Origin of the sequence: Rhodanobacter lycopersici, from assembly GCF_040812335.1 — a bacterium.
GTDB classification, from domain to species: domain Bacteria; phylum Pseudomonadota; class Gammaproteobacteria; order Xanthomonadales; family Rhodanobacteraceae; genus Rhodanobacter_A; species Rhodanobacter_A lycopersici.
The window spans coordinates 116,847-138,439 of record NZ_JBFOHK010000001.1 but is presented as its reverse complement, the minus strand read 5'-3'; the positions used below and the strand labels follow the sequence as shown (position 1 = coordinate 138,439).

Genomic DNA, 21,593 nt, shown 5'->3' with positions numbered 1-21,593 from the left:
CTCGCGCCACGGAGTGCCGCGACCTTTTATCTTGCCCTCCGCCGTTGCCCTGCGCTGTCGCTCCAGGCGTCGACGTCCCGGCGGTGCTGCGCTGCCTTCGGCCTGCGCGTCAGCGGACACGCTGACGACCGCAGGCAGGGCACGTCCGAGACAGGACGCCTTCCCGTGGAAGGGCGGCGCCGGAGATTGCGCAACGTGCGGCGCGAATGCGCCCGCACGCCACGCGCGACGACACGGCGAGGGCCCACGGGACGACACGCCGGATCGCACGATGAAGCGCAGCGTATCGGACGTCATCATCGGCGCGCCTCCCATCCCACCGGATGCGCGATGCCGAGCGCGGCGGACGCGCGCACCGGGCCGAAGTAGCGGCTGTCGAACGACGCCGGGTTGGTCGTGCTGAGCAGGAACAGTTCGCCGGGACGAAGGCGCCGGCACTGCGACCAGGCCCGCAACGGCCGACCCAATCCGTCGGTGCGCAGCGCGGCGGCCACCGGCACGCCGTCGATGCGCACGATGCCGTCGCTCGCGCACACCCGTTGTGGCGCGACGGCGGCGACCGGCTTGAGCAGCGGAATGCCCTGCGGCAGATAACCGCGGCGCGCGGCCAGTGTCGCGGCGGCTGCAGGCAGCGGCACCAACACGAGGCTGCCGACACGCGATGCGATCAGGTTGCGTGTGCGTGGATCGACGCGATACCAGCCGACCGCCACGCTGTCGGACGGGTTGTAGACGAAGCGTGGCAGGGGCGACACGAAGGACGCCCAACCCAGCGCCGTCAGGCCAAGGGCAGAGAGGCTTGTCAGGATCATGCGAGCGCGCCCGCGCGAGCGCGAGCGCGAGCGCGGGGGCGGGGGCGGGGGCGGGGGCGGCGTCGATTCGATTGCCTGACGTGCGGTCATTGCAACACCCTCCCCGTCCGCCAAGCCGCATGCCGCACGGCGGTGCAGTCCGATGGCGACAGGCGCGCGCCCAGGCGTCGGCCCAGCGCGCGCCAGTACGCGGGCGACACGTCGCAGGCGGCGATGCCGTGCGCTTCGATGGTGTCGATGCGCTCCAGCACGGCACGCACCGGACGTTCGCCCTCGGCATGCAGCAGCAGGCGCGCGCCGGGCCATACCCCGGGAATCCGCTGCATGGCGTCGAGCGGCGTGCAGGCTTGTATCACCCTGCACTGCCAGCGGAGCATGCCGTCGTCGTCAGCTTCGCAGCGGATGCGACCAAAGATCGACCCCGGCAGGAACACGGCGACGCGCCGCCCGCGGTCGAGCGGCATCACGCACGCGGGCCGTCCGAAGCGCAGATAGAGGTTCAGGCGCTGCGCAACGAAAGCCAGCGAGACGCGTGTCGGCGCCGCGTGGCCGGGAAGCGTGGCAACCGACGGCGGCGATGCGCGCATGGCCGTCCGAGCGGAAACGTTCATGGTGTGGACTCCGGAAACGCGCGTTCCAGCAAGGCGCGCAGCAGCTCGGCCACCGTCACGCCCTGCGTGAACGCCGAGACCTTGATGCGCGCACGCAGCGCGGGCGTGATGTCGAGGGTCAGGCGCGCGGTATAGAGGTCGCTTTTCTGGAGACCGTCGCCGTCGCCCTGGCGAACCCACGCCTCGGCGTGCGGGTTCGCCGGCGGGCGCGCGCCGATGGCGATGCGCCGGGTGCGCACGTCGGTCATGCCGGCCACCGCAGCAGTTCGTCGGTGAGAGCCGCGATCTCGCGCGCGGCGGCGCTGTCGGGTGCCGTCTCGCGGGCGAGCCGGCCGGCAGCCACGCTGTCGGCGAACACGATGCGCTGGCGCACTTCCGCGCACAGGACCGGCAGCGGTTGATCGACCAGCGCGCCACGCGCCTCGCGACCGATGACCGTGGTGCTGATGCGCCGGTTGATAACGAAGGCTGCGCGCAGCGCCGGCCGGAACACCTGCGCCTCGCGGATCAACGCCACCATCTCGGCGCAGGCCCACACGTCGTAGGGGCTGGGCTGCACCGGGACCAGCACGCGCTCGGCCGCCAGCAGCGTCGAGCGCGCCAGCGCGGCGATGCGCGGCGGTCCGTCGATGACGACGTGGTCGCTGCGCCGCGCCAGTTCCGGCGCTTCCTGGTGCAGCATCTCGCGTGCGAGGCCTACGGTGCCGAACAGGCGCGGCAGGCCCTGCTGGCTTCTCCGCTGCGTCCAGTCCAGTGCCGAGCCTTGCGGGTCGGCGTCGAGCAGGATGACCTGCTGGCCACGCAGCGCCAGCTCGCCGGCGACGTGCGTGGCGAGCGTCGTCTTGCCCACGCCGCCTTTCTGGTGGAGGAAGGCGATGATCACGAAGGCGCCCTCTGCGTCAAGACATCGGCCCCGGGTCGGACTGCGAAACGTCGTGTCGCGGGCAGCCGTTTTCGCCTTGGCTGTGGTCGCGCAGCGGTTATCCACCGCGACCTCGCTGGCCTACTACGAGTTAGTGCTTTTACGTTAGGAACGTTAGGGCACGCGCCAACTCTTGCCGCGTCTCGCTTCGCCGCGAATCCGTACTCCCGATAGCACGAGAGCCGCACTCCCGATAGCACGCGTCCCGGTGCGCCTGATGGCACGACGCCATGCACCGCTTGTCCCCGGGTTATCCCCGTGCCGTGGACGGCACGGGTCGGAACGCCAGCCATTCCAGTCCATCGTCCGGCCGCCGTTCGACGCTGAGCACATAGCCGGGCAGCGACTGGCGCGCCACCAGGGCGCGAAGGTCGTAGGCAAAGTCCGAGTAGCGCGCAGCGCTGCCGGACTTGCGGTGCAGGTGCCGGAAATCGAACTGCCAGCCATGGGGCTGGCGTCCGCCGTGCTTGCGCACCAGGCGGTACAGCCAGCGTTCGATGCCACCCGTCAACTGGAAGTACGCCGGGTCGATGGTCAGCACCAACGCGGCGTCGAGCACGCCCGCGTAGAACCAGTCCGGCACGATCAGCTCGATGCCAAGTGGCGTGCCGCAGGCATCGGAACGTTCCTTCCATTCGTTGATCCACGAGAAGCGGTGCAGACGCCGCCGGGTCGTCTCGCGGATGGACGTGGCCACGGTGGTCGACTGCAACCGATCCAGCGCAGCCTTGAGGCGCTGGTAGTCGCGCAGCGACGTACCGCGCCCGATGAAGCGCAGGATCTCGTAGGGCGTGGCCCGCATCAGCCGCGAAGTCGGGATACCCGCGTCGCGCGCCTCGACGATCTGGCTGGCAGCCCAGATCAGGATGTCCGCATCCCAGATGGTGGCGATGCCATGCTCGGCCGTCCCTTCCACGCGGATCGTCACGCCACCGGCTTGGAAGTCGATCGGCGCCGTGCGCCGCGACTTCGCCAGCGAGAAGAACGGAAAGGCCATCAGGTCCTGGCTGTCGCGCGGCACCATGTCGCCCGGCAGCGCGCGGAACAGCGCAAGCTGTTCGCTGGCGGGTCGGGACATGGCGAGGGCCGCCTGCGCGCGGCCGCTCAGCGCGCACGGCTGTCCGCCGCGTGGCGCTCGGCGTACTCGGGATCGGACGTGGAGCCGAAGCCGCGCTGATCGGCCCAGACATCGAGGTCCGCGACGGCGTACATGACGCGCCGGCCGAACTTGCGAAAGCGCGGGCCGCCACCCAGTACGCGCTGCTTCTCCAACGTGCGCGGCGACAGCCGCAGGTAGTCGGCGGCCTCGTCGTTGGTCAGGTAGCGCGGCAGCGCGGAGGTTGCGACGGGCGGTGGGGTAGCGGCGTGGACGGCAAGGGGCCGCACGGGGTCGGGGCGCATGGGGTCAGCCTCCATCGGTCAAGAGCGCCGGCAACGACAGCGCTGCCGGGGGGAGGCAGTCTCGGGAAAGATCGGCGGCTTGCTCAGGGACGTTTGGTGGGGTCGTGCAAACGTCCCTGCCCGACCTGAGTGCGCTGGAGCAAGCGGCGATAGCCGCCGCGCATCAGCATGGCACCACGTCGCGTGAGCCGACGCACGCGGGCGCGCAGCGCACTGTCGGCATGCCAGTCGGCCGCGACCACGGCGATCCCGTGCAGCACCTCGGCCACCTGACGCAACGTCGCGCCGGCCAACGTGGCATCCAGCGCCTGCAAGGTGTGGGCTTCCAGCAGCGTGGCGCGGCCTGGCCGTGGCCGGCTGCAGAACCATGCAGCCTCGTCCGCCACGGGCGACAACCCGGCGTCGCGGTCGTGGCCGACATGCACGCAGGGCATGCCGTACTCCAGCGCGGGGGCGAGCGCGAAGCGCCGCCAGCGTCCCGGCAACCAGGCCGTCAGCACCAGATGCCGCCCCTCATGGAACAGGTGCTTGTGACCGGCGGTGCGCCACACGTCGAACAGCACGGCGTCGCCGCCCGGCGCCAGGTCGGGATGGATCTGCACGAGATGCGCCGGCTCGGAACACCAGGCCGGATGTGCCTCGCGTGCATCCAGACCGGGATTCTCCAACCCGTGCAGTCCCCAGCGTTGCGCGACGGCGCCCATACGGCCGCGACGGCGATGCCAGTCGCGGCGGTAGTCGGGGTGGCGACGCAGGTATTCCCAGGCGAGCGCCGGCCCATCGAGGTGCAGTACGTAGAGGTAGGCGGCGCAGGGATGCCAGGCCTCCGGATACGGATCGATCATGACGCAGACTCCGATCGCTTGGCGGATCACCGCTCACGCGCCATCTGCGCCGGCGTCGCATCGTCACCGGGCCATGCGATACAGAACCCATTCGGCATCACCGCGTGGTGTGGCGCACCCGTTGGCGCATGCGGCCTGTCTTCCGCCGTCAGGCAACGTTGAAGCACGATGCATCAAGCCGGCCGTGGGATTGCGACGGTTTGCGTCCGATGCGTACCGCGAAACACGGGAATCCGCATTGATGCCTGGGCGATCTCCCGCCAGACCTCCACGGACACAATGCGCCTGACCACGCCGGTGCCGGTCAGTCCGGGATCGAACCATCGCGCTGGGCCAGCCGGGTGTACTCCGACAACGTGCGCGCCGCCTGAAAATAGATGTCGCGCGTGACCGGTCGATTGCGCGGGCCGACGATGGACGCCAGGGCGGAGAGGCGCACCGTGCCCAGCGCGGGCATGCCGAGGCCCGCGTCGCACAGGCCGTACGCGGTATCGCCGTCGTCGGGATCGAGCGCCACCAGCAGCCAGATGGCATGCGCGTCGGGCGTGAACAAGCGGACCACGGGCCGGAAATCGAGGTCCGGCAATGCCGTGCGGGCACGGCCGTTGGCGAGCAGTTGCGCCCGCTCGTCGTCGGTGACGAGGGTGTTCATGGCACGTTCCCCCTGTAAGGATCGTTGCTGCCCCCAAGTATCGGCATCGCCGGTCCGAATGCCAGTGCAACACGCCACTTAACCGCTGCAGCGCCGATCCGCTTTGGCGCGGATGCGCTTATGCACGAAACCGGTTTTGCCGATGGACGGTCAAGCACGGAGGCGGATACGTGGGCCCCCGTGGAAGCGCACAAGCGCAACAACGTCATGGCGGAAAACCGGAAAAGCACAGTCATCGCGATAGGCGCAAAAGTTCAGATCCATAAAGCCACAAACGCGCCGGAACCGGCTTGGCGCTATTGCGGAAAGCCACCGGCCACGGCCAGCCCCCGGCAACGGTCATTGAGTTATCTTTAACGTGGTTTTAGTTGGACTGTCAATCGACGCTTCTGTTCATGCAGAAGCGTTCGATCCAGCGCGGGCGCCCCGCCGGCGCCACCACCTACGAAGCCGAGCCGGCCAAGGCGTTCGGTGCGACGGTGCGCGCACTGCGCATGGAACACGGTGTCGCGCAGGAAGACCTTGCCAACCTGGCCGGCATCGAGCGCTCGCACCTGGGCAAGATCGAGCGCGGCACACACATGCCGACGCTCGCGCTCATCCTCAAGATCGCCCGTGCATTGGGATGCAGCGCGGCCGATCTGATGGCGGAGACCGAAAGCCGTCTCGCGGCGTCCGTCTCCTAGCTAAAGAGGCGCCCCGCCGTTCGGATGGGCCGCGACGGGCGGCTGGATCGGTGTGGTGCGTGATGTCGCCCTCGGTTACCTGCCTATGCACTTTCCACTCACAGGTGGAACCGGTTAGTCGTGCGCCGACCCGCGCACACCTTTATCAATGGCAGACCGAAGCCGGCCCCGAAGGGCCGGCCCGGTGACGGCGGGTCATTCCGCCGGCTGCTCCTTCGGCTCGTAGAGCCGCACCACGATCACGCCGTCGAGCGGCAGCGCGTTCAGCGCGAGGCGGAAGCCCTTGCCGTCGGCGTTGGGGAACGCCACGCCGATCTTCGTCCAGTCGTGGCGGGTTTCACCGGCCACCTGGTACTCGCGCACGGTGAAGGCGTCGTAGCGGTCGGTGGTCTTCGGGGCGGGCTTGCTGTTCTTGCTCATGAGATGTCTCCGGTTGGGTTCTGCGCGGTTGCGCGAGCCCAGGGCCGCGCGCCGGTCAGGCTCGGCAGCACCGGAGCGACGAACGCGAGTGAGGAACGCAGGGCGGAACAGCGTGGAGCACCCCTTGCGGGTTGCGCGGAGACGAGGCGCGCTACCGTCGCTCGCCATCAGCAACCGCACCCAACCGGAGTCCATGAGCATGCGTCACGGACCCGCCCCTGCCGATCACGACAACGCTCCGTGCACCGATGACATATGGCATCGACAGGACTGGATCAGGCATGGCGTTCCCGATGGCAAGGATGCCGCCTCATCGATAGCCTATGCAGCGATGTGATCGTGGTGCTGGAACAAGCGACCTCGAGGGCCCCAGGGCGGCAACTACAGGGGCGACGTCAATGCGACCCAGGCAAACGGCGCATGCCGGTCGGGTGGTTCTGGCTCCCAGCCAACAGTGCCGCAAGGGCATTCCTCCAAGGCTCGAAGAGCCGGCGCAAGGCTTCCCTGTCATGTTCAAGTTGAGTCATAACATGTACCCACCATGCTCATCGGCGACAGAGGCTCATCATGGAAGATCTCTCGGAGATCGTGACCGCAATCCAGCAGAAACTGGTCGGAACACCGCTGGCCGACTTTTACACTGCACGGAAAAAGCTCAACGGCGGCCACAAGTGGAGTGGCCCCCTGCTACTCATTCAGCGCGATGGCAAACAACCTCGCCAAGGGTACGCATACCATAAAGGCGGCCGCGAAGAACTCCAGTTCAATGTGGGCTTCGAAGATGGCGGCGCATACTTCCGCTACGGCGTCGCCTTCAGCCTCGAACCCGGCCAGGACCTGCCCGATCCAGCCGCGGCGCTGGTGTCAAAGATCCTGCAGTTCAATCGCCTGATCGCGTACTTCCCCGAGTTGTCCAAACTCGAGATGCGGATCAATGAAGAAGGCAGAAGCCACTCCCTTCCAGTAGGTCCGATCGGCAGTCATTGGGTGCGCAACGGAGCGTTCATCTTCCTGGGCAAACGTTCGCGGGTTTCTGAGTACGGCGTGGAACGCCACGTGATCTCGAGAGCCGCCAGAGTGCTGAACATGCTATGGCCGCTGTATGAAGCCATCGAAAGTGAACACTCCGGCACCACTCGAGCCGCGGAATACAAAGTGGCACGGCTATGCTGGAACACCAACTACTGGCATTGCCCAACCGGCCGGGAGGGGAAACTCACCGACGAGGACACATTCGAAGGCGAACACGGATTCGGCCACGAAGAATGGCTGTTCGATCACAGCACCTTGATCGACGGCTGGAAGTACGGCTCCATCCAGGCGCTTAATCGCTCTCAGAAGAAGTACGAAGGCCAACGTCTCAACCTACTTCTCTACACCATCAACCACGCCAGCAAGCAGCGTTATTGGGTCGGAGCCATCGATGGCATCGAAGTTCTGACCAAACAGGACGCTCGACAAATTGGTCGAACGTACTGGCGGCTGGGCTGGCTGAAGACAATGCGCGAACAGGTTAAAAGCTTGGGACTGAAAGCAGGCACGCTCAACCGTGTCGAAACGCTGGTGAATGTGCGCTATCGACCTGAAAGCCTGCGCATGTTCGAGTCACCCATGCCGTTTCCCTCGGAGGACCTTCGCTCGGCTCGGTATGGTCAGTTGCAGAATCTGCCGCCTTCGCAATCGGCCATTCTCGCCGATGACGGCAACGCCGACGAACCGGCCGAGCGCAACCTGCGCAAGACCAAGGCTACCCGCAATGTTTCCGGCGGCTCATACGAAGTCGAGCTGGTTCAAACCCAGTGGCAGCAGTCGCTGAAAAACACGCTGAAAGAGGACATCAAGGACGCACGAGTCGATGTCGAACGAGAGGTTGGTGGGCACCGAGTGGATGTCGTTCTGACCGTGGACAAGCGAGAGATCTTCATCGAGCTGAAGACATTCGGCTCCGTGCGCCAGATCATTCGCACCGCCTTATCGCAACTCATGGAATACGCCTACTGGCCCGATCAGCGCCGTTGCCAGGCCCTGCTCATCGTAGGTCCATCCGAGGCGAGGACAGCCGAGAACACGTATCTGGCGATGCTCCGCGAACGCTTCGGATTGCCGGTCCACTACCTGCCCTACCGGAACGGCCGCATTGCGGGCGTGGCAGATTGGGTCAAGACACTGCCCACGCCGACTGATAGCAATTGAAAGGTGTTCGCGAGAGTCCTCCTCCACGACATGCACTACAACGTCCTTTCGTCTCTGCCTGACTGGAGCAGGAGGGTTCCATGCACTGCTACCGCGATCTCCGGATTACTTCCCATGCTTTCGACGAGAGCGGGATCATCGATTTCGTAGAGACCTTCGCTCAATCGACCCTGGGCTGGTCGCTTCCGCAGGGGAAGAGTCGGGAGTATGCAGCCCTTTGCGGCGTACCGTCGTGCTGCCTGATCCATGAACCCACGACCCTCCCCAAGGCAGCCCTACACCTGACCCTGTACGAAGCCAAACGCGGGGCGAACGGCGTCTACATGCCGAACATCATTCCGCTGGACTGCAGCTCCATAGCCTCGCCCGAGTACAACGGAATTGCGCTGCGGTTTGCGCGCGAGCTGCGTTTACGGGCTCGTCAGGAAGACATTTCAATCCGCGTCACTCTCTCGAAATCCGAACTTCGACTGCGCGACATCATCGGCGGCAAGGTCGCGTGGAGACTGTTCCAGCGCTATATCGGCTTGTTCCACGAGAGTGGCCATCCAAACGACCTCGCGCGCCTGGATGCGTTCATCTGCGCGCTGTCCCGCTACTCAAAACGTTGGTTCGATCTCGATGCCTTCGAATTCCTGCTTCGCGAGGAGCTCAGGTGGTCCGAAGCGATGGCGTTGCGGTGCAGGACCCGCGTGGGAATCGGCCTTGATGTACTGGCCGCCAGCAAGAAATTCAGTCCCAAGTGATGGCGGACCGTCGAAAATCGGTTCGGTGACGTATTCGCTCAGGTGCGCACAAGCACGCTTCGGGCGCTGGAGGTGCCGGCAAGCCGGACCGGAGCGGGCGCAATGCGGTGCGCGTGCACAGCACCCGGGGCCCGACCCGAACGGCGACGCGCCGGCCCTCCCCCCTTTCGCTGGTAATCTTCCGGGTGCCACCCATCCACGCAGAGGAGCCTCCATGGCTGTCAAACTCGACGGACTGTCACCGAAGGAACTGCAAGCCCTGATCGCCCAGGCCCAATCCAGGATGGAGTCCGCACGCGCGGAGCACATCCAGGGCGTCAAGGCCAAGATCGATGCGCTGCTCAAGGCCGAGGGCCTGCAGCTCTCCGAGGTCTACGCGGGACGCGGCGGCAAGCGCGGCAAGCGTGCCGGCGCGGGCATCCCCAAGTACCGCAATCCGGCCGACCCTTCCCAGACCTGGACCGGCCACGGCAAGAAACCGACGTGGTTCCAGCAGGCCCTGAAGAAATCCGGCGTGACGGCGGATTCACTGCTGATCACCCGGGCGGCCACGAAAAAGGCTCCAGCGAAGAAAGCCGCCAAGAAACGAACCACGAAGAAAGCGACCAGAAAGGCGGCCAAGTAATTCAGCGGACACGAGGCCTCACAAGAGGCCCCGGGCGGCCATCGACACGCACTCGGCCGCCGAGACCACGATGTGATCCAGCACCCGTACACCGACGTGCTGGAGGCCTTCACTCAGTTCCTTCGTGATCGCGCAGTCAGCCGCACTGGGTTCGGCCACGCCACTGGGGTGGTTGTGCGCCATGACGCACGCGGCTGCGTTGTGCTGCAGCGCCGAGCGGATCACCTCGCGCGGATGCACCGAGGATCCATCGACCGTGCCGCGGAAGAGCTTCTCCACCGCCAGGATGCGATGGCGATTGTCCAGCCAGACGATGTGGAATTCCTCGTGCGCGAGCGCGCCGAGCCGCATGCGTAGGAAGTCGGCACTGTCCCTGGGATTGCCGAGGCTGCCCAGCCGTTCCAGCCGGCGCCGCAGGATATCCTCGGCGGCTTCGAGAATGTCGTTCTCCGTCTGTGGCCCGTCGACCGTGTAGTGCCCGAGCACGTCACGTGTGATGCCCATGTGCCTTCTCCCCGACGCGGGATTGCGCCGTGGGCACCGGGTGGCGAAGCGGGAAAGGCCGGTAGCACCGGAAAGCGTCGGCCATGCCGACGCTGGAAGGCGGGAACGTAAGTGGACGAGGGCTGGCCCCTTGCGCCGGCCGACCGCACAGCCAACGTCGCCCACATCAGCGAAATCCCGCGTCGGGGACCATGGGCAGTAGGACGTTTCAGTCGCACGTCTCGACGGATGCAGTGTGACGCGGTGGATAAGAGTCCGCGATCATTCCGCCGACGGCGCCATCGTCGACTGCAGCCGCTCGATGATGCCTGGCTCGACAAACACGCACGGTTGATTGGGCGTGATATCCACATTGAAGATGGGGACGAACACGTTGCGTTTCATATGCGCCAGGCGCCCCGTGCGATACGCCTGTTCTGACTCCATCCGATCAACACCAGTAAAGCACCGCTGCGTTGCAGGTCGTACTCGATCAGCGCAACAAAGCCCCCATCGGACAACTTCTGGTATTCGGGCAGTTCAAACACAGATATCGAACCGACGGCGCATTCTTGCTTGGAATGGTGAAGTCGATGCGTCGAGGGTTGAATGGCGAGCTCTTGATTTTCGATTGCAAAAAAGCCCCTTTGAAGGACCCGCAATCATTAAAGCCCCGGCTTTACCGGGGGATACTTATCTAGTTCTTACTGGGTCGTGGCCACCGGCTCTTCGCCCAGTCCGCAAGAATGCCGCTTCGTGTCTTTATCTGATCCGGCCCCCAAGAGACGTTGTCCTTTGCAAGGCGTCTGGTACTGGTAAACATGGACTCATCCAGGAAGAATGGACGTTTCTCGACGTAGGGCAGTTGGTCGACGCTGTCGTTCATTTCCTTGGATACGGGAACCAGGTTGGCCCACAGGTGCCTCAACTTACCATGCTCTACTTTGGTGACTACGCTTGTCCATGCATCGCAATACGACTGCGGCATGACGTGCTCAATGGTCGCAAGAGTGCCCGGATGGTCTGCTCCAAGCGAACGATCGTACTCAAGAATCGCATATCGAGCGATGGACGATCCGTATAATGGCCGATTCCGAATCGCCTCCGCGAGGCGCTGGTCATCCGGCCACTCCACAGTTAGACGTTCCAGGATGGTTTGCGCAACCCGGATCCCCGTTGGGTGCCCATTGACCTTCGACCACATGGTCCTAAACAACCCGAGCAACCCCGTGGGCTCGATCCCGCAGATGGCGCGCCGCGCCAGGAATGCCTCTACGGTTGAAAGGACGTCAAGTGTGTCCTGTTTCGTAGCTATAGAATTCGCGTATTCTTGGAGCACTCGCATAAGGAAAGGGTATGCCGAGGAGGGACACTTCATGTCGGCCAAGCGTTTGATCGCCCTACCCACTTCCTTCCCGTATGGAACGACTGGATCAATGAGGCCGTAGAGTGCCCGGAAAGGGTCGGAGTACTCGTCCAGGTTCGCAATGATGGCGGATGCGTCTTTTCCAACCCAAAGTTTACGTAATTCCCCGAACATCTCTGTTCGGCTTGTATTGCTTCGATGGATTACGGAGAACGGGAAGAAGTAATCGTTGAAGGCGTCTCCAAACTTGTCTCGGAATGGAATCCACCTCGTATCGTGGAGTAGGCGGGCATTTGGCTCGTCGTAGCCAATCTTGGAAAAAACCTCGTTCTTGACCAGGTCGCCAACCGAGATGGGGATGCCAGGGTCATTGAGGCCCTCGAAGACCGTTGTGGCAGATCCGGGGTCTTTGAGTAAGATGAATACGAAGGTCATCGAATTTCTAACGACCTCAACAAGCGCTTCAACTGCGTCGAACCCATCATCGGCAAGTCGCTGTAGCAAGTATTTTCGTATTCGCTCGTACTGGCGAAGCAGCGCACCTTGCTCAGGTCCGCTTGGCAACGGCAACTTCGCCCGTACGGGCAGCCAATCAGATAGCGAGCCGGAGTTGGACAGATTGTCAAATATGCCCTTGAACTGGGCCCGGTCAGCGATCGAGGGTTGAAGTTTGGTGTTGACCTGAACTTCTTGGGCCCAGTCAACGATGAGGTTCGTGCTAATTAGGCCCTTGGCGTAAGCGTCCTGGCCGTGTTTTGCGGCAACCTGGGCTGCAGCGGCTAAGAACATGTAGAGCGTCGTCAACCGTTGCTGGCCATCCACGATCTCGTGTGGGCTGGGTTGAGAAGGGTTCGTAGGCCGCGTGACAGCGATGATAGCGCCGAGAAATCGCGTCGTATCCTTGCCACTTGCGATGGCCTCGATCTCAGCAATCATCCGCTCTAGTTGCCGGTTCGTCCAGACGTATTCTCTCTGAAAAAGCGGCACCAAAAGTACGGAACTAGTGCTTGTGAGACCGTGAAAGCTCAGTTCGTTGCTGTTGTCAGTGATCTTGGCCATAGGCGACCTCTGGTGAATTCGTCATGCTGACTGGGATCGACATTCCCCGCCTCGAGTAGCGGGACGGTTTAGAGTCCGAGCTCACTTTAACTGCTTCGCATAGGCGGCGGGTGTCAGCCCGCTCAGCGCCTTCTTCGGCCGCTCTTCGTTGCCAGCGTTCGATCTCGGCGCGTGCATACAGCAGGCTGGGAAACCAGTGCTCGCTGAGGTATTCGTCGCGCAGACAGCGGTTGAACGATTCGATGTAGGTATTCTGGTTCGGCTGGCGCGGCCCGCAGCGCAATGGGGACACGGACCGAACCCTGGCCCTTGACTAGGGAAGGCAACCGGAGGGCCACTCCTGACCTACACCCGTGGCTGCTCGGTCTCTGCGCTTTCCACCCGCAGGTGCAATCAACACGTCGTGCGTCGACGACGCCCACATCCTCGCAAACAAACCGAGGCCGGCCCGAAGGGCCGGCCCGGTGCCGGTGGATCACTCCGCCGGTTGTTCCTTCGGATCGTAGGGCCGCACCAAGATCACTCCGTCGAGCGGCAGCGCGTTCAGCGCGAGGCGGAAGCCCTTGCCATCGCCGTTCGGGGACGCCACTCCGATCCTCGTCCAGTCGTGGCGGGTTTCACCGGCCACCTGGTACTCGCGCACGGTGAAGGCGTCGTAGCGGTCGGTTGTCTTCGCCGCGGGCTTGCTGTTCCTGCTCATGATGCTGGCCGCTTCCAGGATGTCGCTCTCCGTCTGCGGCCCGTCGATCTTGTAATGCCCGAGAACGTCGCGTGTGATGCCCATGTGCCTTCTCAATCGACGCTGGATTGCGCCGTGGGCTTCGGACAACGAGGCGGGAAAAGGGCGGCAGCATCTGGAACAAGCGCTGCGCGCGCCGTGGAAGGCGGAAACGAAGTGGACGAGGGTTCGCCCCTTTCGCCGGCCGACCGCACAGTGAAGATGCCCCACATGAGGTGCAAACCAGTGCCGAGGGACACTGGGTGAGTTCTCCCAACGAGTAATACGCAGGCCCTGGCCAGAATGAAGGGCAGCGCGATGAGCAGTCCAGAAGCATTCCTTCGCAAACAATTGAACGAGACGCGACCGATGCGAATCGGCTAAAATCGTCTACTTCAATGGTGACCAAGACTTCCTTTCCGGTGATCGATTTGTTCGCGGGCCCTGGTGGGCTGGGCGAAGGCTTTTCGTCGCTTGTGGACGCCGACGGCCGAAGGAAATTCACGCTTCGCGTCTCGATCGAAAAGGATGAGGTAGCTCATCGCACTCTGTCGTTGCGCGCCCTGTTCCGTGCGTTCAAGAAGGACCAGGTTCCGGATTGCTACTACGACTACCTGCGCGGGGATATTTCCCGAAGCGCACTGTTTGCGCATCCTTCTGTCCCGGACGATGCCCGCCACGCCGCATCGGAAGCCAGGCACGCCGAGCTCGGCAAGACACCGGTTGCAGACGTTGACGCCTGGATATCCAGCGCGCTAGATGGTGCGAGCGAATGGGCTCTGATCGGGGGGCCACCATGCCAGGCGTACTCGGTAGCCGGTCGATCGCGTCGTCGCAAGGTGGATCCGGTGGGGTTTGAGAACGACGAAAAGCACTTTCTCTATCAGGAATACCTCCGGGTCATTCGAAAATTTGCTCCGTCAGTATTTGTGATGGAGAACGTCAAGGGCATTCTGACATCCACGCATAACGGCTCTCCGATTTTTCAGCGGATCCTTGCCGACCTTTCCTCTCCTGGAAACGGCCTCGAATACCGAATTCGCTCATTTGTCGTGGATGGTGAAGGCGCTGAGCTCGACCCGGCCGACTTCGTGATCCACTCCGAACGCTATGGCGTCCCCCAGAGTCGCCATCGCGTAATTCTGTTCGGCATTCGCTCGGATGTGGCGGCGCGCGCAACCAGCCCGAACGGTGCTGATCACCGATACGCGCTTAGTCCCGCCAGGGAACGTGTGGGGGTTGCTCAGGCACTATCGGGACTTCCACCACTTCGCAGCCGCTTATCCAGAGGCATGGACTCCCACGAAGCGTGGTTGGATGCCATGCGACAGGCGCAGACGGGACTCAAGGGCTGGCGAAGTTCCCAGCGCGCGGGAATCGAAGAGGCGATGAACCATGCGTTTCATAGCGCGCAGGCACATACCGCTTACGGTGAAAGGTTCATCACCCGCCGAAAGATAGGCATCGACGGCACGATGCCCAAGCCTCTTCGCAACTGGTTTTATGACCCAAAGCTCGGCGGCGTGTTACAGCACGAGTCCCGCTCTCACATGCCTTCGGATATTCACCGGTATGTTTTCGCTGCCTGCTACGCGAATCTGTATGGCACTTCGCCAGATCTGTCGTTGTTCCCGCCGCGCCTCTTGCCGGACCACGCCAATGTGGATGCCGCCAACATTCCGTTTTCCGACCGCTTCCGGGTGCAACGGGCGAACCTTCCCTCGACCACGGTCGTGGCTCACATCGCAAAGGATGGTCATTACTACATCCACCCCGATCCCTCACAGGCACGCAGCCTGACCGTACGCGAAGCAGCTCGCTTGCAGACATTTCCCGACAACTACTTCTTCGAGGGAAACCGCACCGAGCAATACACTCAGGTCGGCAACGCAGTGCCACCGTGGTTGGCAAGGCAGATTGCCGAGGTGGTTCTCAGCTATCTGGAAGGGTCGAAAACCCTCTGATCTGACCACTGGCCTCGGAACCCTGAACCCACGCATCCATCGTGTCACGAAGGGATGCCAGCACCAAAGGATCACGCGTCGCGCATTCCCAAACTGTCAGCACACGCCAGTGATCGGCCAATAGCGCGTCGACTGCGCGCCGATCTCTGGCGACGTTACCTTCAAGTTTATTGGCCCAGAACTCGGGGCGCGAGGCCGGCAACTTCGCAAATTTGCAGACTTCGTGCTGATGCCAGAAGCAGCCATGGACAAAGATGGCGATCTTCCGACCCGCCATCACAATGTCAGGGGCACCCGGAAGATCACGGCGATGCAGACGAAATCGGAAGCCTGCTGCAAACAGTGCCTTTCGAACGATGATCTCGGGGCGCGTGTGCTTGACCCGGATTCCGGACATCATGCGACTTCGCGTTGCTGAATCGACCACATCCACGACGTTGCCTTAAGCCAGTTCGGGGATTCCTTCCATCACCTTCGAATACGGGGCTTTCAACACGGCTTCGCTGCAATCCGGTTTTTTCGACCATTCCGAAATCATGCGACCAGAAGCCGTGCGTTGCAGCTCTTCATGAACCTCTTTGGCCCAAATGGCAATCTGGGCCAGCAACTCGGGAGAAAGACCTTGCCGGATCCAGACACGATCAAGCTTGAACTGCTCACCCACGAGCTTTGATACCAGCGCCACCGTGTAGGAAGCGACATTTCCCTGAAACGCCTGAAACATCGGTCGAACCAGCTTCTGCACAGCCTTGTAGAGAATGGCCTTGGCCACCATGGCTTTATAGGCAGTGCTGTCAAGGACCGGAGCCACCCCGCCTTCCTCCGGGGAGGGCATCGAAGCCATAAAACGATCGAAGCACTTTTGCGCACCCAGACTGACCACGTCGGGCCTGCCATCCCACGCGAGCACATACTTGGCGAGGTCGGTCTTGGTCAGCTTGCGCGCAGGTGGAACTGTGTCCTTCAGCGCCCGCAACCTGGCAGGCGTGGTTCCCTCACGAGCAAGCATCGTCATGTAGCTCCCCGCGGCCCGTTCATAGAACCATCGCCCGACGCCATCAGGGCAATACACCGTCAGTGATAGCCGCTCGATATCCACATGGAACGGCTTGTTCGCCGAGAGATCCGACTGGCGCACCGCATTTTGACTATTCGCAAAGCGCGAAATGTCGGAGACCAGGGCTTCCTCCTTGGCGGCATCCTGAATCTTCATGATGATGATTTTGGCCGGCACCCTCACCTGCGCAAGATCCGTATCCGGATACTTCTTTTTCGCAAAGTAGAGGGATGCTGTCGTCTGGCCACCATTGACGATCTGCATGCCTTTCAACCAGGCAATGCCGGGGGACCCGTCCAGAGCATTCGACAACCGCGCTTCGTCCGCGACCAGAACGATGCCGTTGTTGTAGGCCATGAACCGATCAGGCGCTTCGCGAAGCGTTTTCTGGATACCTGCATTGACACCCTTGCCCTTGACGCTAAGAAACGAACGCACATTCGCTTCCAGCAGGCGGGCGCCGTATCGCTCATAGAGATAGCGAAGCGCTTCACCCGGAACCGCTGCCAGCGCATAGTCATAGTCGGCCTGACCTGGCACAAATACGCATGGCAATGCGGAGCCGGAGATCTGGGTGAAGTCCACAACAAGCTCATCGCGCGGCTTGCCTTCCGACATGTGCCGATACAGGCGCTCGATGTCCATCACTTCAAGGTGGACACTTTTCTTGCCGATCAGCCGGGGCTTGAAATTCTTGGCCTTGGCAACCTTGTCTGTCAGAACAAATACCCGAACCTGATCGAGGCCGTTGTAAATGGACTGGATGGTCTCGGCCAGCGAGCGCGCCTCACTCGTTGGGTCAAGCCTGGATGCCATCCTTCCTTCAGCGCACAACAAGAGGAAACGCAGGCACTGGTCGGCAACTGTCTTGGTCTCCGCATCCGCGATGGGCGAAAGTGTGTCGACGCCATCGTAGAGGCTGACGAACAGGTCCAGCTGATCGCAATCATCCGAAATCGCATAGCCACTCAATCGAAAGTTCGCATTCCCGATCTTGCCTTGGTAGTGGCATCCGTTCGGCTCAAAAGTCATTCCGATATCGGCCATGTGCTGCATGACGATTTCGGAGAATGCGAGCTCGGCAAACGGCGAGCCATCCAGCATGCGAGCGCGAACGTCAGCCTGTGTTTCGCTTAGAAATTCCTGAAGATCCACCCTCAGAGCACTCCCAGCAAAGTCAGTGCCTGATCAAGGGGCACGACCTCGCTTTCAACTTTATCGAGATCAATTTCATACGCTGCCTGCGCAATGCCAACGGGAACGCTACCTTTGGTCAACCTCGGAAATCCCTCACCAATCCGCATGGTTTGCATCCCTGTAAAAGCAAACTGTCGCGGATAGCGATCCGCATGAATGTCAAAAAAGCCAACGGCAATCAGCCGATCACACAGGCGACGTTCGGCCTCGGCGTCGCCATGGATCGCGAGGCGCAACGCGGCCACAGCTGCAGGCAGGGACTGACCTTCTGTCGTTTGACGCAAACGCACGCCGACAAGAAACAACGGCTGTCGAATCGCATCATCCAGTTGTTCGAGGGATCCAATCTTTGCTGGAAAGCCGGAAGTAGACAGGGTCGTCTTCACCTCCAGCGCCCCTGTTCCAAGTTCAAAGTCCTGCATCGCATCCAGCGGACCTACCCAGGCCTCGATACAGTTCGCCGGTGCAAGGCCGCATGCAATCAATGCTGTCAGAACTGTCAGTTCACCGACGAGCCCTATTTCTGCCTCCGGACTCAGCGACTGGGTTCCCTTGCGCATGAATTCCTGCCACGCGCGCACCCGCCCAAGAAAGCGCCTCACCTGCAGCGGACCAGATGAGGCCATTTCTTCGTCGAGCGCACCGGCAACATCACAGACCATCGTCAGGAACAGATCGGCGTTGCCGGAAGATTTGCGGGAAAGGGCCAACCAGGTTGCGCCATCGCCAAACGGGTCGACACGCTCCACGTTGAAGCCGCCACCATCCGGGAGTTTTTCAGCCGCAGGTATGCTGACGTTGGAAAAGCCGACGAGCAGCGCCTCTTCCTTGCCAGGGAAGCGGCGCCCTGCAGCTAATTTGCATGATCGCGATGGTGTTACTGCGATCGTGCGCCAACCGGTCGCATCCTCCGAGTTGCCCATAGAGCCCCACGCAAGCTCGAACTCACTACTCGCCCGAGCCATATTCCTGCTCCCATGTGAGGTGATCGACCGCATATTCCACCTTGACGCCGTTGTCACTGGCGGGAAAGCTGACGCCGAATGCAATTACGGGATCGGTGTAATCGCCGAATCCCTTCCCTGTGGCCGACGCTGCGTCGTTGGCCGACCGTGGATCCAGCGGATAAAGCAGCAACAGTCCTCGCTCGGGAGCCGGAGCAACGCCTTCAGCGCCCTTGCCCCGGACACGCCGAATGGCAGGGCCGTTCGGAACCTCGGGGGCTTTGGGTTGTGTGCTCTTTTGCTTGGCCTCCCAGGCCCGGATGGTCATTGCCAGTGCCGCGTCCCAGGCTTTCTCGTCCAAGTCGATTGCCTCGTCACGCGGTGACAACAAACGACCGATGGAATAGCGGTCACTGCCCGGCAATTCATCAACACGTTTGAGCATATCGACGGTCAACCCGGTTTCGAACGTATGGCCGTTCTCGGTGCGTCCACCTCCCATCAGCACCACAGTCCAGGAAGTGAGCTCATTGGCCCGCGCCATGTTGCGGACGAACTCAGCCAGCAACTTGCTGTTGACCTTGCGCGCGTTGGGATGCGTGGCATATGCCTCGAAGAAATCAGCAATGGCGTCCGGACTCACTGCATTCCAGAGATGGCTGCCACTCCAGTTTTGCTGAACGCCTCCCCTTAGGCGCATCGGGCTGCTTTCACTGGGCTTACCCATGGCGATCATGAGCTTGTTTGTGGTCCCCAGGTTGCGTTCCAGCAACCGGCGATCTTTGAAAAGCGACACGGTTTCCAGAAGCTCGCCACTGAAGGAAAGCTGGAGATTTTTGGCGGTGCGCATCTTCAGTGGCGATGTCACGAGAAGCACCGGATGCGACTGCACGCGAAGACCGTAGTTTTCTGGTGTGGCGTTGCGTTCGGCCATGGCTTCGAATTCTTCCCGCAGCTCCTCCGACGCATCCGCAATGTGTCCGAACCACTCAACGAGGTCTTCCGAGGTGTAGAGACGACACAGATCCACATAGCCCGACCGATAGCCGAACCATCGCCCCATTTGCATGAGCGTGTCATACATTTTGGTGGTGCGAACAAAGTAGCTGGTGCACAGACCTTCCAGCGTCAGGCCTCGCGCAAGCTTGTCACCGCCAATGGCAATCATCTTCAGGCCAATCTGATCATGCTCGGCGTAGTCGAGCGCATCCTTGGCCGTGCCGTTGACGATTCTTACCGTGATGTCCCGGATCGTGTCGGGAAGCACGAGCATGATGTCGTCCCAAGACGGCATCACCAGGACCTCGCCACTATCAGAGAGCGCGGCAGCCACCGTTTCACTGGTTGGAATGAAGTCGGTGTCCCAGAGCTTGCGAAGGCAATCCACCAGCCGTTCATGGTCGACCCGCTGGGTAATTTGCTGCCGCATGCGATTCATCGCGTGAGCAACCTGATCGTGAACTTCCTTCTGGACGTTTGTGAAACGCGTAACGTGAACCAGCATGGACGCGTGCTCAGAACCTTGTCCGCGACAAACACGCGCAGCACAAGCCAGCACGAATGAATGGAGTGCTTCCACGAGAGACGGCGGCAAGGCTGCCTCGCCATCATGCACCGGCACGTGATCCTTCTTGTGCTTGGCAGGCATCCAGCCACCAGGTTGATCCCTAGGCACGTGATCGGTGATGTAGCGTGCCAGCGGCAATCCACCCTGCCGCCCTTCCGGCGTGCGCAAACCGAACATCCGCGTCGGTCCCACATAGTTGGAAGGCGCAGCCAGATTGATGATGAATGCCTGAGGGAACAGGTCCGGACCTTCCTCGATCGTGGTACCCCGCCGATGAATAAAGATGTTGGCGAAGGGCGTCGCGGTGTATCCAACGTAAGCAGACTTCTCGAATGCGTGGAGAACCTGACGAATAAGGCTGTTGATTGTCTTCGGCTGGTGTTCTTCGTCAGGAGTGCCATCAGCGTTGAACCACTGCTCGCCAGTGTCGACGGATGCGTTGTCCGCTTCATCGTCGATCACAAGCAGCGGAAGGTTCGTCACGATCCGACGCCCCGTCTTCGTATCGGTGCCATCCGCAACGTGCCCGCGAATCCACTTGAGAAGCTGGGTCAATACCGTCTTCTGTTTCTTGACGACGAACAGCCAGGGCCGTTCTTCGGGAGAAATGGAAAAATGCTTTGCCACACTGGCGTTGAAGTCGCCGTTGTCGGCGCGCGTTGTTGCGCAATGCGGATGAATTTTTGGATCACTATCGATTTCGGCAACACCCAGTGGCTTGCCGGGATCGCGGTTTTCAGACGTTTCGTAGCCAAGGAAGCTTTCTTCCAGACGGATCTGCGTCTGTGATCGAAGGTTGTTGTGCAGGCCGGCGAGCACGATGATGATCTTGTAGCCCGCGTCGGCAGCCTTACAGACCAGACCCGAATAGTTGCCGGTCTTCCCTGACTGAACATGGCCGACCACCAGACCACGACGATCCCAGGCACCTTCGCGCGTCGGATCTTCAAGCCGGCCGAGGATGCCATCGGTCGACTCGTCCAGTGCCGCCACAACATCCACCGAAAGTCGCTTCTGCAAAAAGGTCTCGTAGCGCTGCCAGTATCGCCAGTCTCGTTTTCTGGCAGATATCAGCCAGGGAATATGGCCCTCGGAATCATGAAGCGCCGAATCCTTGCCAATCCAGTGGCTGAAACGACGGATGAGTTCCGAAATGACTGTGTCGCGGTCATTGGCCGACAGGTCGATGGCGAACGTGGTAACCGCAAAATCGACCTTTTCAGCGATCAGCGCCGGCGTGATCGCCTGCTTCTCGCGTTCGGCATGAAGCACAGGCTGAGCAATATTCAGCACCAGCGTCACGGTTTTTTCGTTATCGGACATGA

General features: G+C 61.9%; 22 protein-coding genes and 1 pseudogene. 5 read left to right on the top strand and 18 right to left on the bottom strand.

Annotated features, from left to right (window positions below; all coding sequences use genetic code 11):
* Nucleotides 1–296: 296 nt before the first annotated feature.
* From ABQJ54_RS00680 to ABQJ54_RS00645, 8 genes are all read right to left on the bottom strand, one after another.
* Nucleotides 297–902, bottom strand: coding sequence for a S26 family signal peptidase (locus ABQJ54_RS00680; RefSeq protein ID WP_437343304.1), 606 nt, complete (start codon nt 900–902; stop codon nt 297–299).
* Nucleotides 899–1,423 carry a DUF2840 domain-containing protein gene (locus ABQJ54_RS00675; protein WP_367852354.1) on the bottom strand — a complete coding sequence of 175 codons (525 nt, stop codon included), beginning with the start codon at nt 1,421–1,423 and terminating at the stop codon, nt 899–901. The genes ABQJ54_RS00680 and ABQJ54_RS00675 overlap by 4 nt, the downstream gene beginning before the upstream one ends.
* On the bottom strand, nt 1,420–1,671 hold the full coding sequence (locus ABQJ54_RS00670; protein WP_367852353.1) for a chromosome partitioning protein ParB: 252 nt from the start codon (nt 1,669–1,671) through the stop codon (nt 1,420–1,422). Before ABQJ54_RS00670 ends, ABQJ54_RS00675 begins: the two co-directional genes overlap by 4 nt.
* Nucleotides 1,668–2,306, bottom strand: coding sequence for a ParA family partition ATPase (parA, locus tag ABQJ54_RS00665; protein WP_367852352.1), 639 nt, complete (start codon nt 2,304–2,306; stop codon nt 1,668–1,670). Before parA ends, ABQJ54_RS00670 begins: the two co-directional genes overlap by 4 nt.
* Before the next feature lie 289 nt (nt 2,307–2,595).
* Nucleotides 2,596–3,423: a replication initiator protein A gene (locus tag ABQJ54_RS00660; RefSeq protein ID WP_367852351.1), complete on the bottom strand. Its 828-nt coding sequence runs from the start codon at nt 3,421–3,423 to the stop codon at nt 2,596–2,598.
* 26 nt (nt 3,424–3,449) lie between these two features.
* Nucleotides 3,450–3,746 carry a helix-turn-helix domain-containing protein gene (locus ABQJ54_RS00655; RefSeq protein ID WP_367852350.1) on the bottom strand — a complete coding sequence of 99 codons (297 nt, stop codon included), beginning with the start codon at nt 3,744–3,746 and terminating at the stop codon, nt 3,450–3,452.
* An 83-nt stretch (nt 3,747–3,829) separates the two neighbouring features.
* Nucleotides 3,830–4,591, bottom strand: coding sequence for a DUF2285 domain-containing protein (locus ABQJ54_RS00650; RefSeq protein ID WP_367852349.1), 762 nt, complete (start codon nt 4,589–4,591; stop codon nt 3,830–3,832).
* Between the two features lie 304 nt (nt 4,592–4,895).
* A complete protein-coding gene (locus tag ABQJ54_RS00645) occupies nt 4,896–5,243 on the bottom strand; it encodes a DUF2958 domain-containing protein (RefSeq protein WP_367852348.1) in 348 nt (115 codons plus the stop codon).
* A gap of 395 nt (nt 5,244–5,638) precedes the next feature.
* Here ABQJ54_RS00645 and ABQJ54_RS00640 point away from each other — a divergent pair, with 395 nt between their 5' ends.
* Nucleotides 5,639–5,929 (top strand): helix-turn-helix domain-containing protein, encoded by a 291-nt coding sequence (locus ABQJ54_RS00640; protein WP_367852347.1) that lies wholly within the window; start codon nt 5,639–5,641, stop codon nt 5,927–5,929.
* A 195-nt stretch (nt 5,930–6,124) separates the two neighbouring features.
* Here ABQJ54_RS00640 and ABQJ54_RS00635 read toward each other — a convergent pair whose 3' ends face one another.
* Nucleotides 6,125–6,349: a hypothetical protein gene (locus tag ABQJ54_RS00635; RefSeq protein ID WP_367852346.1), complete on the bottom strand. Its 225-nt coding sequence runs from the start codon at nt 6,347–6,349 to the stop codon at nt 6,125–6,127.
* A 567-nt stretch (nt 6,350–6,916) separates the two neighbouring features.
* Here ABQJ54_RS00635 and ABQJ54_RS00630 point away from each other — a divergent pair.
* From ABQJ54_RS00630 to ABQJ54_RS00620, 3 genes are all read left to right on the top strand, one after another.
* Nucleotides 6,917–8,542: a PDDEXK family nuclease gene (locus ABQJ54_RS00630; protein WP_367852345.1), complete on the top strand. Its 1,626-nt coding sequence runs from the start codon at nt 6,917–6,919 to the stop codon at nt 8,540–8,542.
* An 80-nt stretch (nt 8,543–8,622) separates the two neighbouring features.
* Nucleotides 8,623–9,288: a hypothetical protein gene (locus ABQJ54_RS00625; RefSeq protein ID WP_367852344.1), complete on the top strand. Its 666-nt coding sequence runs from the start codon at nt 8,623–8,625 to the stop codon at nt 9,286–9,288.
* Between the two features lie 214 nt (nt 9,289–9,502).
* A complete protein-coding gene (locus ABQJ54_RS00620) occupies nt 9,503–9,913 on the top strand; it encodes an H-NS histone family protein (protein WP_367852343.1) in 411 nt (136 codons plus the stop codon).
* A gap of 18 nt (nt 9,914–9,931) precedes the next feature.
* On the opposite strand, the gene ABQJ54_RS00615 is transcribed toward ABQJ54_RS00620, so the two are convergent.
* The 5 genes and pseudogenes from ABQJ54_RS00615 to ABQJ54_RS00595 all read right to left on the bottom strand — a co-directional run bounded on the left by ABQJ54_RS00615 (nt 9,932) and on the right by ABQJ54_RS00595 (nt 13,605).
* Nucleotides 9,932–10,417, bottom strand: a complete 486-nt coding sequence (locus ABQJ54_RS00615) for a JAB domain-containing protein (protein ID WP_367852342.1) — start codon at nt 10,415–10,417, stop codon at nt 9,932–9,934.
* Between the two features lie 261 nt (nt 10,418–10,678).
* Entirely contained in the window at nt 10,679–10,843 is a 165-nt protein-coding gene (locus ABQJ54_RS19105) for a hypothetical protein (protein WP_437343303.1), read from the bottom strand.
* 250 nt (nt 10,844–11,093) lie between these two features.
* Nucleotides 11,094–12,821 carry a DUF262 domain-containing protein gene (locus ABQJ54_RS00605; protein ID WP_367852341.1) on the bottom strand — a complete coding sequence of 576 codons (1,728 nt, stop codon included), beginning with the start codon at nt 12,819–12,821 and terminating at the stop codon, nt 11,094–11,096.
* A gap of 81 nt (nt 12,822–12,902) precedes the next feature.
* Nucleotides 12,903–13,092: pseudogene (locus tag ABQJ54_RS00600) on the bottom strand (integrase core domain-containing protein); the annotation flags it as partial.
* 204 nt (nt 13,093–13,296) lie between these two features.
* The gene (locus ABQJ54_RS00595; RefSeq protein WP_367852340.1) at nt 13,297–13,605 is read right to left on the bottom strand and encodes a hypothetical protein; all 309 of its coding nucleotides are present in this window, start codon (nt 13,603–13,605) and stop codon (nt 13,297–13,299) included.
* Between the two features lie 332 nt (nt 13,606–13,937).
* Here ABQJ54_RS00595 and ABQJ54_RS00590 point away from each other — a divergent pair, with 332 nt between their 5' ends.
* A complete protein-coding gene (locus tag ABQJ54_RS00590) occupies nt 13,938–15,503 on the top strand; it encodes a DNA cytosine methyltransferase (RefSeq protein ID WP_367852339.1) in 1,566 nt (521 codons plus the stop codon).
* On the opposite strand, the gene ABQJ54_RS00585 is transcribed toward ABQJ54_RS00590, so the two are convergent.
* Genes ABQJ54_RS00585 through ABQJ54_RS00570 form a run of 4 tightly spaced genes read right to left on the bottom strand, consistent with a single transcriptional unit; the run spans nt 15,472 to nt 21,591 of the window.
* On the bottom strand, nt 15,472–15,936 hold the full coding sequence (locus ABQJ54_RS00585; RefSeq protein WP_367852338.1) for a very short patch repair endonuclease: 465 nt from the start codon (nt 15,934–15,936) through the stop codon (nt 15,472–15,474). The genes ABQJ54_RS00590 and ABQJ54_RS00585 overlap by 32 nt on opposite strands.
* 9 nt (nt 15,937–15,945) lie before the next feature.
* Nucleotides 15,946–17,715 (bottom strand): AIPR family protein, encoded by a 1,770-nt coding sequence (locus tag ABQJ54_RS00580; RefSeq protein ID WP_367852337.1) that lies wholly within the window; start codon nt 17,713–17,715, stop codon nt 15,946–15,948.
* Between the two features lie 2 nt (nt 17,716–17,717).
* Entirely contained in the window at nt 17,718–18,722 is a 1,005-nt protein-coding gene (locus ABQJ54_RS00575) for a PD-(D/E)XK motif protein (protein WP_367852336.1), read from the bottom strand.
* Nucleotides 18,706–21,591, bottom strand: coding sequence for a Z1 domain-containing protein (locus tag ABQJ54_RS00570; protein WP_367852335.1), 2,886 nt, complete (start codon nt 21,589–21,591; stop codon nt 18,706–18,708). The genes ABQJ54_RS00575 and ABQJ54_RS00570 overlap by 17 nt, the downstream gene beginning before the upstream one ends.
* Between the last annotated feature and the right edge of the window lie 2 nt (nt 21,592–21,593).

What these genes read in the sequence shown, in the direction of transcription:
- ABQJ54_RS00680 (WP_437343304.1), bottom strand. Translation starts at nt 902, where the DNA reads ATGACCGCACGTCAGGCAATCGAATCGACGCCGCCCCCGCCCCCGCCC.
- ABQJ54_RS00675 (WP_367852354.1), bottom strand. Translation starts at nt 1,423, where the DNA reads ATGAACGTTTCCGCTCGGACGGCCATGCGCGCATCGCCGCCGTCGGTT.
- ABQJ54_RS00670 (WP_367852353.1), bottom strand. Translation starts at nt 1,671, where the DNA reads ATGACCGACGTGCGCACCCGGCGCATCGCCATCGGCGCGCGCCCGCCG.
- ABQJ54_RS00660 (WP_367852351.1), bottom strand. Translation starts at nt 3,423, where the DNA reads ATGTCCCGACCCGCCAGCGAACAGCTTGCGCTGTTCCGCGCGCTGCCG.
- ABQJ54_RS00655 (WP_367852350.1), bottom strand. Translation starts at nt 3,746, where the DNA reads ATGCGCCCCGACCCCGTGCGGCCCCTTGCCGTCCACGCCGCTACCCCA.
- ABQJ54_RS00650 (WP_367852349.1), bottom strand. Translation starts at nt 4,591, where the DNA reads ATGATCGATCCGTATCCGGAGGCCTGGCATCCCTGCGCCGCCTACCTC.
- ABQJ54_RS00645 (WP_367852348.1), bottom strand. Translation starts at nt 5,243, where the DNA reads ATGAACACCCTCGTCACCGACGACGAGCGGGCGCAACTGCTCGCCAAC.
- ABQJ54_RS00640 (WP_367852347.1), top strand. Translation starts at nt 5,639, where the DNA reads ATGCAGAAGCGTTCGATCCAGCGCGGGCGCCCCGCCGGCGCCACCACC.
- ABQJ54_RS00635 (WP_367852346.1), bottom strand. Translation starts at nt 6,349, where the DNA reads ATGAGCAAGAACAGCAAGCCCGCCCCGAAGACCACCGACCGCTACGAC.
- ABQJ54_RS00630 (WP_367852345.1), top strand. Translation starts at nt 6,917, where the DNA reads ATGGAAGATCTCTCGGAGATCGTGACCGCAATCCAGCAGAAACTGGTC.
- ABQJ54_RS00625 (WP_367852344.1), top strand. Translation starts at nt 8,623, where the DNA reads ATGCACTGCTACCGCGATCTCCGGATTACTTCCCATGCTTTCGACGAG.
- ABQJ54_RS00620 (WP_367852343.1), top strand. Translation starts at nt 9,503, where the DNA reads ATGGCTGTCAAACTCGACGGACTGTCACCGAAGGAACTGCAAGCCCTG.
- ABQJ54_RS00615 (WP_367852342.1), bottom strand. Translation starts at nt 10,417, where the DNA reads ATGGGCATCACACGTGACGTGCTCGGGCACTACACGGTCGACGGGCCA.
- ABQJ54_RS19105 (WP_437343303.1), bottom strand. Translation starts at nt 10,843, where the DNA reads ATGGAGTCAGAACAGGCGTATCGCACGGGGCGCCTGGCGCATATGAAA.
- ABQJ54_RS00605 (WP_367852341.1), bottom strand. Translation starts at nt 12,821, where the DNA reads ATGGCCAAGATCACTGACAACAGCAACGAACTGAGCTTTCACGGTCTC.
- ABQJ54_RS00595 (WP_367852340.1), bottom strand. Translation starts at nt 13,605, where the DNA reads ATGGGCATCACACGCGACGTTCTCGGGCATTACAAGATCGACGGGCCG.
- ABQJ54_RS00590 (WP_367852339.1), top strand. Translation starts at nt 13,938, where the DNA reads ATGGTGACCAAGACTTCCTTTCCGGTGATCGATTTGTTCGCGGGCCCT.
- ABQJ54_RS00575 (WP_367852336.1), bottom strand. Translation starts at nt 18,722, where the DNA reads ATGGCTCGGGCGAGTAGTGAGTTCGAGCTTGCGTGGGGCTCTATGGGC.
- ABQJ54_RS00570 (WP_367852335.1), bottom strand. Translation starts at nt 21,591, where the DNA reads ATGTCCGATAACGAAAAAACCGTGACGCTGGTGCTGAATATTGCTCAG.